This window comes from Arthrobacter zhaoxinii (assembly GCF_024385505.1).
Classification (GTDB): domain Bacteria; phylum Actinomycetota; class Actinomycetes; order Actinomycetales; family Micrococcaceae; genus Arthrobacter_B; species Arthrobacter_B zhaoxinii.
This window is the reverse complement of the sequence record NZ_JANFLT010000005.1, coordinates 679,642-693,903: the sequence shown is the minus strand read 5'-3', so window position 1 is coordinate 693,903 and position 14,262 is coordinate 679,642. Positions and strand designations below refer to the sequence as shown.

Sequence of the window (14,262 nt, the reverse complement as noted above, 5' to 3'; positions counted from 1 at the left end):
CTCGCTAATCTGAGAATGATGAGTACTGCGAAAATCTCCCCGAACACTGCCCCCACGCCCAGCACATCCGGAATGGTCAGCGTCCGCGGAGCGCAGGAGAACAACCTGCGCAACGTCGACGTCGATGTTCCCCGCGACGCCATTGTCGCCTTCACCGGGGTGTCCGGATCAGGCAAGTCCTCGCTGGCCTTCGGTACTATCTACGCCGAAGCGCAGCGCCGCTACATGGAGTCGGTGGCCCCGTACGCACGCCGGCTGCTCGCCCAGGGATCCAACCCGAAGGTGGAGGAAATCACCGGGCTGCCGCCCGCCGTCGCCCTCCAGCAGCGCCGAGGAGCCCCCAGCTCACGGTCCACCGTGGGCACTCTCACCACGCTCTCCAACTCAATGCGCATGCTCTTCTCCCGCGGGGGCACCTATCCGGCGGACGCCGAACCCGGCAGCCTCGACTCGGACGCCTTCTCACCCAACACGGCGGCAGGAGCCTGCCGGGAATGCTCCGGGCTGGGGATCGCCCACACCGTCACCGAGGACTCCCTGGTGCCGGATCCCACCCTCAGCATCCGGGACGGCGCGATCGCCGCCTGGCCCGGCGCGTGGCAGGGAAAGAACCTGCGCGACATCCTCATCCAGCTCGGCTACGACGTCGACGTGCCCTGGAAGAAGCTGCCCAAGAAGGACCGCGACTGGATCCTGTTCACCGAAGAACAGCCCGTAGTGATGATCACCCCGCAGCGTGACCGCGTGGCCAAACCGTACAAGGGACGGTTCTGGAGCGCCAAGAGCTACGTCATGCACACGCTGGCGGATTCGGGCAGTGCGCAGATGCGTGAACGGGTCCTGGCCTACATGGTCTCGGGTCCCTGCCCCGTCTGCGGGGGAGCGGGCCTGCGCCCGGAGGCTCTCGCTGTGACGTTCGCAGGCAAGAACATCGCCGAGTTGAACGGCGCCACATTGGCAGAGCTGGCCGAGATTATCCGGCCGACGGCGGAACTGAAGTCCGCGGGCACCGCCTCCCGGGCCGCGGCGTCCAACGAAGACACCGAAGTGGCCGTGACCATCACCCGGGATCTGCTGGGACGGCTGGAGGTGCTGATCGGACTGGGCCTGGGCTACCTGAGCCTGTCCCGCGCCACGCCGACCCTCTCGCCCGGGGAAATGCAGCGCCTTCGGATTGCCACCCAGCTGCGCTCGGGCCTGTTCGGGGTCATCTATGTCCTGGATGAGCCCTCCGCCGGGCTGCATCCGGCCGACGCCGAGCCGCTGCTGACCGTGCTGCAGGAACTCAAGGACGCCGGGAACTCCGTGTTCGTCGTCGAGCACAACATGGACGTGGTGCGCAGCGCCGAATGGATTGTGGACGTAGGCCCGCAGGCCGGCGACGGCGGCGGAACAGTGCTTTACAGCGGCCCCGTCGCGGGACTGGCCGAGGTAACGGAAAGCGCCACCCGTCCGTTCCTGTTCGGCGACGCGGAAACCGCCAGACCGGCCCGACGGACACCGGACCGGTGGCTGAGCCTGAAGGGGATCACCCGGCACAACCTGCAGGGCCTGGACGCCGAGATTCCGCTGGGGGTGTTCACGGCGGTCACCGGTGTTTCGGGTTCCGGCAAGTCCACGCTGGTCAGCCAGGTCCTCGCTGAAACGGTGGGACGCCAGGTCAACGGAGTGGCCGCGGAGCCCGAGGATCCCGAGGCGGCGGAGGACAACGATCCCGGCGCCCACGTACGCAGCATTTCCGGGCTGGAGCACCTGGACCGGCTGGTCCGGGTGGACCAGCGCCCCATCGGCCGCACCCCGCGTTCCAACCTGGCCACCTACACCGGCCTTTTCGACGCCGTGCGGAAGCTGTATGCCGGCACCGAGGAAGCGCGTGCCCGGGGCTACAACGCCGGCCGGTTCTCCTTCAACGTGACCGGCGGACGCTGCGAGACCTGCCAGGGCGAAGGCTTCCTCGCCGTCGAACTTTTGTTCCTGCCCGGCACCTACGGACCCTGCCCGGTCTGCCACGGCGCCCGCTACAACGAGGAAACCCTGGAAGTCACCTACCGCGGCAAGAGCATCGCCGACGTGCTGGGGATGCGGGTGGAAACCGCCGCCGAGTTCCTGGCCGATGTGCCCGCGGCATCGCGGAGCCTGCAGACCCTGCTCGACGTCGGACTGGGTTATCTGCGCCTGGGCCAGCCCGCCACCGAACTCTCCGGCGGCGAGGCCCAGCGGATCAAGCTCGCCACCGAGCTGCAGCGTGCCCGGCGCGGCCACACACTGTTCCTGCTCGACGAGCCGACCACCGGCCTGCACCCGCAGGATGTGCAGCTGCTGCTGCGCCAGCTGAACCGGCTGGTGGACGCCGGCAACACCGTGGTGGTGGTGGAACACTCCATGAACGTGGTGGCGTCCGCGGACTGGGTCATCGACATGGGCCCGTCCGGCGGCGAGGAAGGCGGCCGGATCATCTGCGCCGGGACCGCCGGCGACGTCGCCGCGTGCGACGCCAGCCGGACGGCACCCTACCTGTCGGCGGCGCTCAAGCTGCTTCCATAAGCCGGCCCGCGGCGTCGCGGGCCACCACGTAGCCGTAGACCAGGCCCTGGCCGATAGTGGCTCCGGCACCGGGGTAGCTCTTGCCGAAGACGTTCGCCGCCGTGTTGCCGATGGCGTACAGCCCCTCCACCGGGCTGCCGTCCTCGTGCCGCACGCGGCCGCGTTCGTCCGCGGTCACGCCGCCGCAGGTGCCCAGATCCGCCAGGACCACCTTGACCGCATAGAAAGTCTTGCCGGACAGGGGGCGCAGGTTCGGGTTGGGCCGGACCGTGGGATCGCCGTAGTAGCGGTCATAGGCGCTGGAGCCGCGGTGGAAGTCCTCGTCCACGCCGGCCGCGGCCAGTTCATTGAACCGCTCTGCGGTGGCAGTAAAGGCCTCTTCGGGGAGGCCGATGCCGCGGGCCAGTTCGGACAGGCTGTCCGCCTTGGCCGCGATGCCCGCCTCGTACCAGGCTGCGGGCAGGGGCATGCGCGGAAACAGGCCGCCGGCGAGTAGGTAGCTGTTGCGGTATTCCTGGTCGAAGACCATCCACATGGTGCCCACCGGATCGCCCTGCCGTTCCCGCTCGAGCACGCGCTGCCCGAAAGACATGTAATCCTGCGCTTCGTTCGTGAACCGGCGTCCGGCGTCGTCGACAATAAAGGACCCCGGCAGCGACCGTTCGGCCAGCATCACCGACGGTGCGCCGTCGGGCAGCGGTGCGACGGCGGGGAACCACCAGGACTGGTCCATCAGTGCGGTGCCCGCTCCGATTTCCGTGGCTGCCTTGATCGCGTCGCCGGTATTGCCCTCGGCCCCGAAGCTCCAGTTCTCCAGCGCCGCTGACTGGTGCTTGTGCCGCATGGCCATGTCATGATCGAATCCGCCTGCGGCCAGGACCACGCCCTGCCGTGCGGTCACGGTGACCTCCCGGCCGTCCTGCTCCAGCACGGCGCCGGTGACCCGCCCGTCCTCGCTGACGAGGCGGACCAGGGATGTCTCGGTCCATACCGGGATGCCGGCCCGCAGCACACCCGCGTAAAGTCCGGCGGCCAGTGCCTGCCCGCCGGCGACGTAGTCCCGGCGCAGCGCCAGCCCGCCGATGCCCTGGATGGCCCGCGTTGCCGCCGTCGGCAGTCCCTTCCCGGGCACCTTGGCGATCAGGTTCAGCCAGCGGTAGTCCTTGCCGGTGACCGGCATAGGCAGCGGTGCTTCCATGGTTCCGCCGCGCAGGCGGCTGCGTTCGGAACCGAGCTCGTTGGCGTCAAAGGGAACACATTCGCAGCTGCGGCCCATGGCCGAGCCGCCCGGCTGCTCCGGCTGGTAGTCCGAGTACTCCTTGTCCCACATGAAGCGCATCGGCGTCATCCGCTGCAGCATCTCCACGGCGGCGCTGCCGTGGGCGAGGAAAGTTTCCCAGCGTGCCCGCGGCGACGTCCCGCCGACGACGGCGTCAACGTAGGCGGCGGCCCGGGCGGGGGTGTCCGTTGCGCCCGCTTTTCGAAGCACCGGGTTGTTGGGGATCCAGAAGGCTCCGCCGGACCGGGCCGTGGAGCCGCCGACGTAGGGGGTCTTCTCAATGATCAGGGCCTGAGAACCCAGCTCGGAGGCGGCAAGGGCGGCTGCCATGCCGGTTCCCGAGCCGATGACCAGGAGGTCCACTGTGGTGTCCTGTGCCGTGTGGGCGCGGGCGGGTGCGGGTTTCGGCATGCCAATCTCCTTTGATTGCAGGCTGTGCGGGTAGGCAGCAGCGGTGCTTTGTGCAGTGAAAGCACCCTAGCCGGTCCCGGAGGGATCCGGGGAAACGCAACGCGGGGCCAGGCTCCGGAACGGAACCGTTCCCAGGCGGACTTTCGGATCGGGTCGGACGTGCGGCGGCGCTTCCGAAGCGTCTCAGCGTCGGCTGGAATGCCGGAAGCGCACGTAGCTGTAGGCAATCAGGGCAAGGCCGATGCAGCCCGACGCGATCAGCGTTGTACCTGTGATCCAGCCGCCCGGCAGCCACCAGGAATCCTGCAGGGGCCACCAGTGCGGCACCCGCCGCCAGAGACCCCAGAGCACGCCGGCGGCTATCACTGCCAGCCCGCCTACGACCGAGCCCACAATCCGCGGGGTGGTCTGCACACCCAGCGCCGCAGCACGGAAGGCGCGGGCCTTCACGGGGTGCAGCCAGCGGTGGGCCCAGGCGTAGCGGAGCGACAGCACCGCCAACCCGGCAACCACCATGAGCAGTCCCGGTCCGGGGAGTACCAGTGCGGCGACGCCCAGGACAACCAGGGACCAGCCGGCCACCTCGATGCCGGTGCGGCGCAGCCATGCTGGAATCCGTTCGGTCCTGTTCATTGGGTCACCTTGCCACACCAACCTGCGAGTTGGCCGCGTGGCCGCCCGCAACGGTCCGCGGATCGCCGGACTGCCCGCCGCTGCGGCTGGACGTCCTGAGGCGGCGCGGCTGGATGTGGCTTACCCAGTGACCCGGGACACGGCAGGTAGGCTTCGGGTGTGCTTAGCGAACCTTTCCCCGACACACAGTTGCTGCACGGCATCCGGCTTCGGGTGGCAGACCTGTCCGACGCCGAAGCGCTCGCCGCCGCCTACCAGCGGAACCGGAGCTACCTGGCGCCCTGGGAGCCGCTCCGGGAGGACACGTTCTATACCCCGGCAGGCCAGCGCGCAGTCCTCCGGGCAAAGCTGGTGCAGCACGCAGCGGGTACCGAGGTCCCCTGGGTCCTGGTCCAGGACGAACGGATCGCCGGCACCATCACCCTGACCGGAATAGTGCAGGGCCCCTTTCAGTCGGCCAATCTGGGCTACTGGGTGGGCAGTGACTACGCCGGACAAGGGATCGGCACCGCCGCGGTAGCAGCCGTCGTCGAGCTGGCCCGCAGCCAGCTCGGACTGCATCGGATCCAGGCGGCGACCCTGCTGGACAACCCTGCGTCGCAGAAAGTCCTGGCCCGCTCCGGATTCGAGCGGATCGGTATGGCGCCGGACTATCTTCGAATTGCGGGGGAGTGGCAGGACCATCTGCTCTTCCAGCGGATTCTCTAGGTTCCGGCGATGACGGGTACCCTTCGTGCCGGGCTGATCACCACGGATCGGCTGACGCTTGAACCCTTGGGTGTACACCATGCGGCGGAAATGGTGCAGGTCCTGGCCGGCACCGCCCTCTATCGGTATATCGGCGGACAGGCACCGACGGCGGAGATCCTGGCCGCCCGGTACGCGGCCCAAACAGTCGGAACATCAGCGGACAGACGAGAGGTCTGGCTGAACTGGATTATCCGCGAAGAGGGCCGGAGCATCGGCTTCGTCCAGGCGACCCTGGAGCTCGAGGGCCCGACGTCGGACGTGGCGTGGGTGGTGGGCGAGGCTTTCCAGGGCCGGGGTGCTGCCACCGAGGCCGCCCGCGCCATGGTCGCCTGGCTCCGCCGCCGGCACCCACCGGTCCGCATCACGGCATCCATCCATCCGGAAAACCTTCCCTCCGCTGCTGTGGCCCGCAATCTCGGCCTTACCCCAACCGGCCGTCTCGACGCCGACGGCGAAGAATCCTGGGAAGACTCCGCCCCGCCAACGATCTAGCGGCCAAACGACGAAGCACCAACGAAACGGCAGGCCGGGGAAGTAGTCCCTGGCCTGCCGTTTGTCTTTTGTGCGGTGACGCTGCCGGATTAGCCGTAGGGGCCTGGCGGAGGCGGCTTTAATATTCCAAGCGAGCTCTGCGAGCTTTGGAATTTCGTTGCCGCCGGAGCCAGGCCCCGCAGGCGACCCAGGCGGCCCAAGCCGCCGGTGCCAGCAAAGGGCGAACTAGTTCACCCGCACCGTCATCATGCCCTTCGGATTACTGTTCACCACGGTTATCTTCGTGCCCGTTCCGGCCACCACCACGCTCGCCTGCGGGTTCGCGGGATCGTAGTAGGCATTCGGATTGGTGTCATCGAACACCGGCACGCCGGGGCGGGACGGTGCGCTCAGCGTGGTCATCCCGGTGGCGGTTTCCCTGTGCAGCAGGACCGGATCCGTGGCCTCCTTGCCGAACGTTGCATCGAAACTCTGGATGCGGTTACGGGCAATGCTGCCGTCGGAGAACCTCAGGGTCTGCGGATGCGAGTCAACCGGGAGGACGAGGCCGGAACCCGGGTGCTGGCGGGTGTTGTTGTTCCGCTGTCCTGCATTCCAGTACGTGATCAGCAGGCCGTCCTGGTACGGGTAATGCTCCACCCGGTCCGGGGCGTTGACCCCCCAGCCGAAGTTGTACGGGCCGGTCCGCAACGTGTCGTCATAGCCCACATACTGCCGGTTTTCGGCGATGTAGTAACGGCCGTTTCCGGCAGCATCCCGGGGCAGGGTGACCACCAGAGCCTGCTGTTTCTTGGTTGCGTGGAAGGACGGGCCGAGCTTGTGGGTGGACTTTGTCCCGGCTGTCGCCGTGTCGTAGTCCAGCCAGCCGAGCTGCAGCTTTTCCCAGGCCCCCATGTGGTTCGGTGTGGTGCCGATTGTTCCGTTGCCGTGGCCGAGCCAGGAACCGGAGCTCATGAGTGTCCAGAATCCGGTGCTGTTTTCGCCGCCGCTGGTGTCGTAGAGATCCGGAAGTCCGAGGTCATGGGCGTACTCGTGTGCGAAGACGCCGAGGCCGCCGTTTTCCGGTTCCGTGGTGTAGTCGCGGATCCAGACCTTCGAATCGCCGATCCGGATGCCGCCGAACGGGTTGGTCGCGGGTCCCTGCGTGCCGGCGCCGGCCTGGCCTACTGCCCAGCGGTGGGCCCAGATGGTCGACGTCGGAGCGCCGGCCTCCTCACCCTCGCCTGCATGGATGGCCTGGAAATGGTCGATGTAGCCGTCGGGTTCATCGAAGTTGCCGTTGTTGTTGTAGTCGTAGCGGTCCCACTGGTCGAAGCCGGCCAGATAGGCATCGATCTCGGCAGGGCTCTTGCCAGCCGTGATCTGCGCCTCGTACCAGGCGTCGGCAGCGTCCTGTACGAAGCGGGTCATGTCCTCCTGGCTCTCGGTTTCTCCGTAGCTGGCGGAGTTGTAGGGGACCGTGACCCAGTCGCTGACATCGCCGTCAACCGTATAGCGGCCGCTGGACATTTCCTCATACAGGGTCTTCAACGACTCTTCCTGCGGATCGAAGAACATGTCCAGGTAGTGCTGCCGGTCAAACTCGGGCTCCCAGTACGTTGAGTTGTCCGTGGCGCGGTTGGGCTGGGGGATCTCATTGTGCTGCGGCCCGGCAGGCGCGGCCGGGAACCGCGGATCCACCTGGTCGCCGAAGTCGATGAGGAAGGACAGGATCTGGTCGCTGTCCTCCAGCCCGTACTCGGCCCACTGGCCCGGTGCCACCTGCACGGACTTGGAACCGCCGCGGGCCTGCACGGGCGCTTCACCCCGGACAACTTTCTCTACGGCCTGCTGGTTCAGCTGGCGGCGTTCATCGGCTGCCGGATCCGAACGGTCGTCGGATTTGACGGCTTTCCCGTCCGGCCCCGGTGCGCCGGAGAACCCGCTGGGTGCCGGCGCAGGCTTGGCGGGGGCGGCAACGGCCGCCACCGGGGAGAGGACAACGGCGCTGCCGATGGCCAGCACCAATGCGCACCGGAAACTCCGGTGTCTCATGTCAATTTTCAAAGTTTCCCCTTAGTGCAGAGTGTGAGTGAGGTGGCATTACGCTACATTTTCCGGTCGGCTGTGACACGCGGCATGTCGGTCCTTTTTTCTTTGTTACGAAAAGCGGAAGCGAAAGAACGCCGGGGTCTTCCGAAATGGTCCCTTACCCTGTAAGGGTGCCTAAGGTCACATTTTCCGCACTATGAGGAGTTGTTGTAATTGATGCATTCATCCGCCCGACGCCGGGGTGCTGCCACCGCAGTCACCGCAGCCGTGGCAGTTACACTCGTGTCGATGACACCCGCAGCGGCCGCGCCGCCGGAGCATGCCGGCAAGGACCAGAAAACCAGCGTCACGGTTATGGGAACCTCGGACATGCACGGCTATGTCGAGAACTGGGACTATTTCAACGACGCCGAATATGACGACGCCGCGCACAACGATGTGGGATTGGCGAAGATCTCCACCCTGGTGGATTCGGTACGGGCCGACCGGGGACCGGAGTCCACCATGCTGATCGACGCCGGCGACACCATTCAGGGCACGTCCCTGACCGATTACTTCGCCAACACGGAGCCGATTACCGAAACAGGGGAAATCCATCCCATGGCCGCGGCCATGAATTCCATGGACTACGACGCCGCTGCGCTGGGTAACCACGAATTCAACTACGGCCTCGAAATGCTGCGCAAATTCGAGTCCCAGCTGAACTTCCCGCTGCTCGGGGCCAACGCGGTGGACTCCGCAACGGACAAGCCGGCCTTTACCCCGTACATCATCAAGACCGTCAAGACCAAGGGCAACAAACCCGTAAAGGTGGGAATCCTGGGCCTCACCAATCCCGGCGTAGCCATCTGGGACAAGAACAATGTTGACGGGAAGCTCGAATTCCCCGGCATCGTGGAGCAGGCACAGAAGTATGTGCCGGAAATGAAGGCCCGCGGCGCCGACGTCGTGGTGGTCAGTTCGCACTCCGGCACCTCGGGAACCTCCTCCTACGGGGACGAGCTGCCCTTGGAGAACGCCTCCACCCAGCTGGCGGAAACCGTGCCCGGCATCGACGCCATCCTGGTGGGGCACGCCCACCAGGAAATCCCGGAACGCTTCGTGACCAACAAAACCACCGGCGAGCAGGTCCTGCTGACCGAGCCGTTGAACTGGGGCATGCGCCTGTCCGTCATGGACTTTGAACTGACCAAGACCCGCGGCCAGTGGGACGTGACGTCGGCGTCGGCATTGCTGTTGAATGCGAACACCGTTGAGGCGGACCCTGTGGTCTCCAAACTGGTTGCCGAACAGCACCAGCGGGTCATCGATTACGTCAATACCCCGGTCGGCACCGCCACCGAGTCAATGCCCGCAGAGGAGTCCCGGTACCGTGACACCGCCGTCATGGACTTCGTGAATTACGTCCAGGCCTCTGCCGTGGACCGGGCGCTCGACGGCGGTCCCAACGCCGACCTGCCGGTGCTCTCGCTGGTGGCACCCTTTAGCCGCACTGCAGAAATCCCCGCCGGTCCGGTAACCATCCGCGATCTGGCCGAACTGTACGTTTTCCCGAACACCCTCTTCGGCGTGGAAATGACTGGTGCGCAGGTGAAGGAGTACCTGGAGTACTCGGCGAAGTACTTCACCCAGACCGCCCCCGGTGCTCCGGTGGATCCGGCCACGCTGACCAACGCCAACGGCACCCCCGACTACAACTACGACATGATGTCCGGCGTGGACTATGACATCGACATCAGCCGCCCGGTGGGGGAGCGCATCGTCAACCTGAGCTTCAACGGTGCTCCGGTGGATCCGGCCCAGCGGTTTGCCGTGGCAACCAACAACTACCGGCAGTCCGGCGGCGGCAACTTCCCACACATCTCGAGTGCGCCGGTGCTGGTCAACCAGCAGACGGAAATCCGCCAGCTGCTCATTGACTACGTAGTGGCCCAGGGGGCGGTGGATCCGGCGGACTTCGCCGAGAACAACTGGCGCCTGGTACGCAGCGGCGTGCCTGTCTTCGAATAGCCGCTGAAGGGCGGGGTTATCCCGGCCGCCCCGGACCGAAATAGACAGTACGCTTAGGAAATCCGGCGGGTCTTGTCTAGGATTGATGGCAGAACGGATTTGCGGGAGTTCCCCGCTCCCGTTGTATGCACTGCTACGAAGGGACCAGGACCATGATCGGATTCATCATTGCAGGGCTAATCATCGGAGCCCTCGCGCGGTTGATCAAGCCGGGCCGCCAGAACCTGGGGATGGTGGCGACTCTGCTGCTGGGCCTCGTCGGTTCCGTTATCGGCGGATCCATTGCCAGCCTGCTGGGCACCGGCAACATTTGGGAGCTCAACTTCCTTGGATTCATCGTGGCCGTCATCGCCGCGGTCCTGCTGATCGGCGTTGCCGAGGCTGTTGCAGGCCGAGGCAAGGGCAACCAGGTACGCCGCTAGCCCGGCACCACTAACTAAGCCGTCCCGGCACCCGACGCGTAGTACGCGATGGGTGCCGGGACGCTTTGTGTCGGAGACCGTTTACCTGCGGGGACTGCCGCATGTCCCGGTGGTCCTCCGGGCCGCGCTTCAGTTCAGGCGGGGATGGGGGCCGTGCTCTGCTCGGGCGCTGCCGAAGCGGTCAGCGGAGAGGCGGGAGCGGACTGCCGATCTTCAATTTCCGTCTGGATGGAAAGGTAGAACGCGAAGAGCCCTTCAACGATGGGGCCGTCTTCAAGCTGGGTGAACACCTGATCGCACAGGGACTCAAGGGTACTGTCCGTCATGGCGGAGAAATCCGGGAAGACATCCACGGAGATAATGGGGCGCGGGGGCATATGTGTCCTTACAGAGGAAACCAAGGCCCGCGTCTGAACCAGCATCTACGATAGCGCCTTCCACGGCGAAAGCAAACACGGCTTCCCGCCCCTGCGGGCTGACCCCGCGGCAAGCCGCTGCCGCCGCTCCGGCGGGCTAGTCGAACCGGACGAAGGCGTTCATCGGCCCGGCGAGAAACGCCGTCGACTGGGTGAACCCGAGCGCCTCGTAGAATGCCTTTTGTCCGGATTCGTCATCCGTGAGCAGCACCTTCTGGCGCACGGCGGGATAGGGCCGCAGCACCGCAGATACCAGCGCCCCGCCGATGTCCAACCGCTGGAACCGGGGATGAACCAGGATGTCCTGCAGGCAGCAGATGGTGTGGCCATCGGAAATAACCCGTGCCAGTCCAATCAGCCGCCCTTCTTCGCGCGCCACCGCGACCGTCGAAGAACCTGACAGCGCCTGCAGCAGTGTCTTCGGGTCATCGGTGTAGGCGGTCCAGCCCACAGACGAGTAGAGGTCGACGACGTCGGAGACGGAAAATTCGCCGGCAGCGGCGTAGGAATATTCGATCACCCAGCCTAAACGGGCCGCTGCGTCAGGGCGCCCCGATGGCGTGCGTGCCGTGCCGCGGATTCCCGGACGAGGCCGGTTAGATTAGCCGCATGCAGACAGACACTCGTGTAGAGCCGCCCGAGGCGGCCGGAGAACGGGAGACCCTGACCGGTTTCCTGGACTACTTCCGGGCCACGGTGCACCTGAAGGCGGCAGGACTCAGCAACGCCGACGGCGCCAAGCAGCTGCTGCCCTCACTGACAACGGTCTCCGGACTCGTTCAGCACTTGACCGACGTCGAGCAGTTCTGGTTTCAGGGCCGGATAGACGGGCAGCCGGGAGTGCGGACTCGGTGGTCAGAAGAGGACCCGGACGGCGAGTTCCGAGTTTCCGAGTCAGACAGCCTGGTCCGGCTGCTGGCCGATTATGATGCTGCCTGCCGCCGGTCCCGCGACGTGCTGGCGCGGTACGATCTGGAGGACCGCTGCCGGGGCGGCAACGGAAGACAGAGCGTCCGCTGGGTGCTGGTGCACATGATTGAGGAAACCGGCAGGCACTGCGGCCACCTGGATATTCTGCGTGAGCTGCTGGACGGCTCCACCGGAGACTAGACCGGCAGGCCGTGTCCGGCGGACCGGGTCCAGTAAAGCATCTTTACCAGCGCACCGCGCTGGCGCTGGCGTTCAGTCCGCAGGGGATGGAAACCGGCGCGCCGGGCAACGGCCTCGCTCAGGCTGTTCCCGTAAATGGTGCGCAGCGCGACCTCGGGAAAACCGCTGCCTAAGGCCCAGTCGCTGAGTCCGCGCGTCGCGGCAGTGGCGGCCCCGCGGCCGCGCCCGGAGGGTAACAGTGCGTACATGAGTTCCGGCGTGCCGTCCCTGGTGGAGGAGATTCCCGCTGTCCCCAAGACCTCTTCGCCCTCACGCAGCGAGTACCGGGCCAGGAGGCTCTCGCCGCGTGCTTCCGCCGCACGGTTCATGCGGTAACGGGCGCGGTCGTCACTGAGGTCCGGCGGGAACAGCGTCCAGCGGATGACGTCGTCGTCCCTCGACAGAGCCTGCTCCAGGCGCCAGTCCGCTGCCGTCAGGATGTGGAGGGTGAACCTCCCCGCCTGGAGCGTGTCCGGGGTGGGCGTCGGAAGAGGCATGCGTCATTGTTGCATTCACTGTGCAGCCGCCCCAACCCCCTCTCTGCCTCCGCGCATCAGGCCACCGGAAATGATTCCAGGAGAGTCTTCAGGCCCGCATAGATACCCGGCGTGTCGTGGTCCACCGAAATGGCGGATGCCCCGTGCAGCCCGCTGATACTGACGGTGAGGTCGCATCCGTCTCCGGCCTGCTCCAAGGAGTATTCAAGGACCCCGGGAGCTTCGCGGGCCACCGTTCCATCCCACTGCGGGTTGAAGGTGAGGGCCAGGCGTACCGGCGCTTCAACCGCCAGGACCGTTCCGGTGATCTGGTCCTCACCGGCGATGCGGAAAGCATAGGAACTGCCTTCGGTCACTGAGCCGGCCAGGACGGAGTCCCACATCCAGGGCCGGGGGACATCAACGGCCGTCAGCTCCGCCCAGAGACGGGCCGGGGAAGCGGCAATGTGCGTGCGGTACACCGTGGACGGTGTTTCGTTCATAGCGAACCCTCTTTCCGGAAGGACGGCACTTCGAGGTGCCGTAGCGGACGATAATGCATGCATGTCCGAACTGCCATACCTCCGCAGGCGCTGTGAGTCCGACATCGACACCGTGATCAGCTGGATTCCCGACGAAGCCGCCCTTTTGATGTTTACCGGCCCGCGGATGGCATGGCCGCCGACGAGGGGCCAATTCGCGGAACTGGCGGCCGTGCCCGGACTTACCGCTTGGGTGATGTATGCCGCGCCTGGTTCCGGGCAGGTGCTGGGACACGCGGAACTTTGCCTGCGGGGCGGACACGCGCATATTGCCCGGGTCATCATTGATCCGCTGCTCCGCGGTCGGGGCCTTTCGCAGCAGCTGATGCGGCTGGTCCTGGAACGGGCGCGCGCCGGGGGTGCCGGGACCGCAGGGCTGCGGGTCGCCAAAGGGAACACGGTAGCCCTGCGGGCGTATCGCCGGCTGGGATTCGGAATCGATCCGCGCGGGGAGACCGCAGATGCGCTGGTGCTTGACCTTGACCTGGACCTGGACCTGGACCTGGACCTGGGGCAGCCGGCAGCTACGGACTAGCCGCCGGTACCGTCCCGTGCACGACGGCACGGGCAGCATCCAGGTACCTAGACGGTGCAGCTATTTCCACTACCGCTCCGTCGGCGGAGTACCGCGCAACCGGGTATGCGAACCCGAACCGGAACACCTCCGGCAGGGAAGGATCACGCCGGGACACCTCGACCGGATTCTCCAACTGCACCAGGCCCTCCTCGATCGGTTCATCCCACGTCAGGTGGGAGGCCGGTGGCCGGTCCGCCGCATGACCTGTGATGCTCAATCGATGCTGATAGGGGATGACCGCGGCGCTTTTCCAGCGGCCGGAGAGGCCGGCGCCTCCGCCCGGTACTTCCCGAAGCAGGCAGGCGAACTCGCAGCGTTCCCGGAAACGTGCCTTCGACCGCCGGGTGCCGGCACGGATCGCCAGCACGAGAACCAGGAACTGCAACGGAATGAACCAGTACCTTTCCGTCAGGAACGGGAGGCCTGGTTCCACGAAAGCTCCGAACAGCACGGCAAAAACCAGCCCGTGGACTGCGAAGGTAAGGAAAGCATTTCGACTGGGCACGGGCCGATCCCAGCAGGCCGCCGGC

The 14,262-nt window shown here is 66.2% G+C and carries 15 protein-coding genes; 7 read left to right on the top strand and 8 right to left on the bottom strand.

The genetic code is table 11. The features are described 5' to 3' along the window. Positions 1–18: 18 nt before the first annotated feature. Positions 19–2,544 (top strand): excinuclease ABC subunit UvrA, encoded by a 2,526-nt coding sequence (uvrA, locus tag NNX37_RS10695; protein ID WP_407079944.1) that lies wholly within the window; start codon positions 19–21, stop codon positions 2,542–2,544. On the opposite strand, the gene NNX37_RS10690 is transcribed toward uvrA, so the two are convergent. Both NNX37_RS10690 and NNX37_RS10685 read right to left on the bottom strand, forming a co-directional pair. Beyond that, complete coding sequence (locus NNX37_RS10690; protein ID WP_255792617.1) at positions 2,528–4,234, bottom strand: 3-ketosteroid-delta-1-dehydrogenase; 1,707 nt, start codon at positions 4,232–4,234, stop codon at positions 2,528–2,530. The two genes, uvrA and NNX37_RS10690, sit on opposite strands and share 17 nt — an antisense overlap. A 183-nt stretch (positions 4,235–4,417) precedes the next feature. Further along, positions 4,418–4,867, bottom strand: coding sequence for a PGPGW domain-containing protein (locus tag NNX37_RS10685; protein ID WP_255792616.1), 450 nt, complete (start codon positions 4,865–4,867; stop codon positions 4,418–4,420). Positions 4,868–5,026: 159 nt separating this feature from the next. Between NNX37_RS10685 and NNX37_RS10680 the strand changes: the two genes are divergently transcribed. After that, positions 5,027–5,575 (top strand): GNAT family N-acetyltransferase, encoded by a 549-nt coding sequence (locus NNX37_RS10680; RefSeq protein ID WP_255792614.1) that lies wholly within the window; start codon positions 5,027–5,029, stop codon positions 5,573–5,575. 9 nt (positions 5,576–5,584) lie between these two features. Next, positions 5,585–6,109, top strand: coding sequence for a GNAT family N-acetyltransferase (locus NNX37_RS10675; protein WP_255792612.1), 525 nt, complete (start codon positions 5,585–5,587; stop codon positions 6,107–6,109). 225 nt (positions 6,110–6,334) lie between these two features. Here NNX37_RS10675 and NNX37_RS10670 read toward each other — a convergent pair whose 3' ends face one another. Next, entirely contained in the window at positions 6,335–8,143 is a 1,809-nt protein-coding gene (locus NNX37_RS10670; RefSeq protein ID WP_255792610.1) for an immune inhibitor A domain-containing protein, read from the bottom strand. A gap of 285 nt (positions 8,144–8,428) precedes the next feature. On the opposite strand from NNX37_RS10670, the gene NNX37_RS10665 reads away from it, so the two are divergent. Then, positions 8,429–10,150 (top strand): bifunctional metallophosphatase/5'-nucleotidase, encoded by a 1,722-nt coding sequence (locus NNX37_RS10665; RefSeq protein ID WP_255792607.1) that lies wholly within the window; start codon positions 8,429–8,431, stop codon positions 10,148–10,150. Between the two features lie 152 nt (positions 10,151–10,302). Further along, positions 10,303–10,572 carry a GlsB/YeaQ/YmgE family stress response membrane protein gene (locus NNX37_RS10660; protein ID WP_255792605.1) on the top strand — a complete coding sequence of 90 codons (270 nt, stop codon included), beginning with the start codon at positions 10,303–10,305 and terminating at the stop codon, positions 10,570–10,572. A 134-nt stretch (positions 10,573–10,706) separates the two neighbouring features. Here NNX37_RS10660 and NNX37_RS10655 read toward each other — a convergent pair whose 3' ends face one another. Beyond that, on the bottom strand, positions 10,707–10,949 hold the full coding sequence (locus NNX37_RS10655) for a hypothetical protein (protein WP_255792603.1): 243 nt from the start codon (positions 10,947–10,949) through the stop codon (positions 10,707–10,709). A 136-nt stretch (positions 10,950–11,085) separates the two neighbouring features. Next, positions 11,086–11,508 carry a GNAT family N-acetyltransferase gene (locus NNX37_RS10650; RefSeq protein WP_255792602.1) on the bottom strand — a complete coding sequence of 141 codons (423 nt, stop codon included), beginning with the start codon at positions 11,506–11,508 and terminating at the stop codon, positions 11,086–11,088. A gap of 89 nt (positions 11,509–11,597) precedes the next feature. On the opposite strand from NNX37_RS10650, the gene NNX37_RS10645 reads away from it, so the two are divergent. After that, positions 11,598–12,098, top strand: coding sequence for a DinB family protein (locus NNX37_RS10645; RefSeq protein ID WP_255792601.1), 501 nt, complete (start codon positions 11,598–11,600; stop codon positions 12,096–12,098). Here NNX37_RS10645 and NNX37_RS10640 read toward each other — a convergent pair. Both NNX37_RS10640 and NNX37_RS10635 read right to left on the bottom strand, forming a co-directional pair. Continuing rightward, complete coding sequence (locus tag NNX37_RS10640; protein WP_255792600.1) at positions 12,095–12,634, bottom strand: GNAT family N-acetyltransferase; 540 nt, start codon at positions 12,632–12,634, stop codon at positions 12,095–12,097. The genes NNX37_RS10645 and NNX37_RS10640 overlap by 4 nt on opposite strands. 56 nt (positions 12,635–12,690) lie before the next feature. Beyond that, entirely contained in the window at positions 12,691–13,116 is a 426-nt protein-coding gene (locus tag NNX37_RS10635) for an SRPBCC domain-containing protein (protein WP_255792599.1), read from the bottom strand. Between the two features lie 61 nt (positions 13,117–13,177). Between NNX37_RS10635 and NNX37_RS10630 the strand changes: the two genes are divergently transcribed. Then, positions 13,178–13,690: a GNAT family N-acetyltransferase gene (locus NNX37_RS10630; protein ID WP_255792598.1), complete on the top strand. Its 513-nt coding sequence runs from the start codon at positions 13,178–13,180 to the stop codon at positions 13,688–13,690. On the opposite strand, the gene NNX37_RS10625 is transcribed toward NNX37_RS10630, so the two are convergent. Beyond that, on the bottom strand, positions 13,680–14,237 hold the full coding sequence (locus tag NNX37_RS10625) for a hypothetical protein (protein ID WP_255792596.1): 558 nt from the start codon (positions 14,235–14,237) through the stop codon (positions 13,680–13,682). The genes NNX37_RS10630 and NNX37_RS10625 overlap by 11 nt on opposite strands. Positions 14,238–14,262: the final 25 nt, after the last annotated feature.

Coding starts and splice junctions, on each gene's coding strand:
- NNX37_RS10685 (WP_255792616.1), bottom strand. CDS start 4,867: ATGAACAGGACCGAACGGATTCCAGCATGGCTGCGCCGCACCGGCATC.
- NNX37_RS10665 (WP_255792607.1), top strand. CDS start 8,429: ATGACACCCGCAGCGGCCGCGCCGCCGGAGCATGCCGGCAAGGACCAG.
- NNX37_RS10670 (WP_255792610.1), bottom strand. CDS start 8,143: ATGAGACACCGGAGTTTCCGGTGCGCATTGGTGCTGGCCATCGGCAGC.
- NNX37_RS10690 (WP_255792617.1), bottom strand. CDS start 4,234: ATGCCGAAACCCGCACCCGCCCGCGCCCACACGGCACAGGACACCACA.
- uvrA (WP_407079944.1), top strand. CDS start 19: ATGAGTACTGCGAAAATCTCCCCGAACACTGCCCCCACGCCCAGCACA.
- NNX37_RS10675 (WP_255792612.1), top strand. CDS start 5,585: ATGACGGGTACCCTTCGTGCCGGGCTGATCACCACGGATCGGCTGACG.
- NNX37_RS10635 (WP_255792599.1), bottom strand. CDS start 13,116: ATGAACGAAACACCGTCCACGGTGTACCGCACGCACATTGCCGCTTCC.
- NNX37_RS10645 (WP_255792601.1), top strand. CDS start 11,598: ATGCAGACAGACACTCGTGTAGAGCCGCCCGAGGCGGCCGGAGAACGG.
- NNX37_RS10630 (WP_255792598.1), top strand. CDS start 13,178: ATGTCCGAACTGCCATACCTCCGCAGGCGCTGTGAGTCCGACATCGAC.
- NNX37_RS10640 (WP_255792600.1), bottom strand. CDS start 12,634: ATGCCTCTTCCGACGCCCACCCCGGACACGCTCCAGGCGGGGAGGTTC.
- NNX37_RS10655 (WP_255792603.1), bottom strand. CDS start 10,949: ATGCCCCCGCGCCCCATTATCTCCGTGGATGTCTTCCCGGATTTCTCC.
- NNX37_RS10660 (WP_255792605.1), top strand. CDS start 10,303: ATGATCGGATTCATCATTGCAGGGCTAATCATCGGAGCCCTCGCGCGG.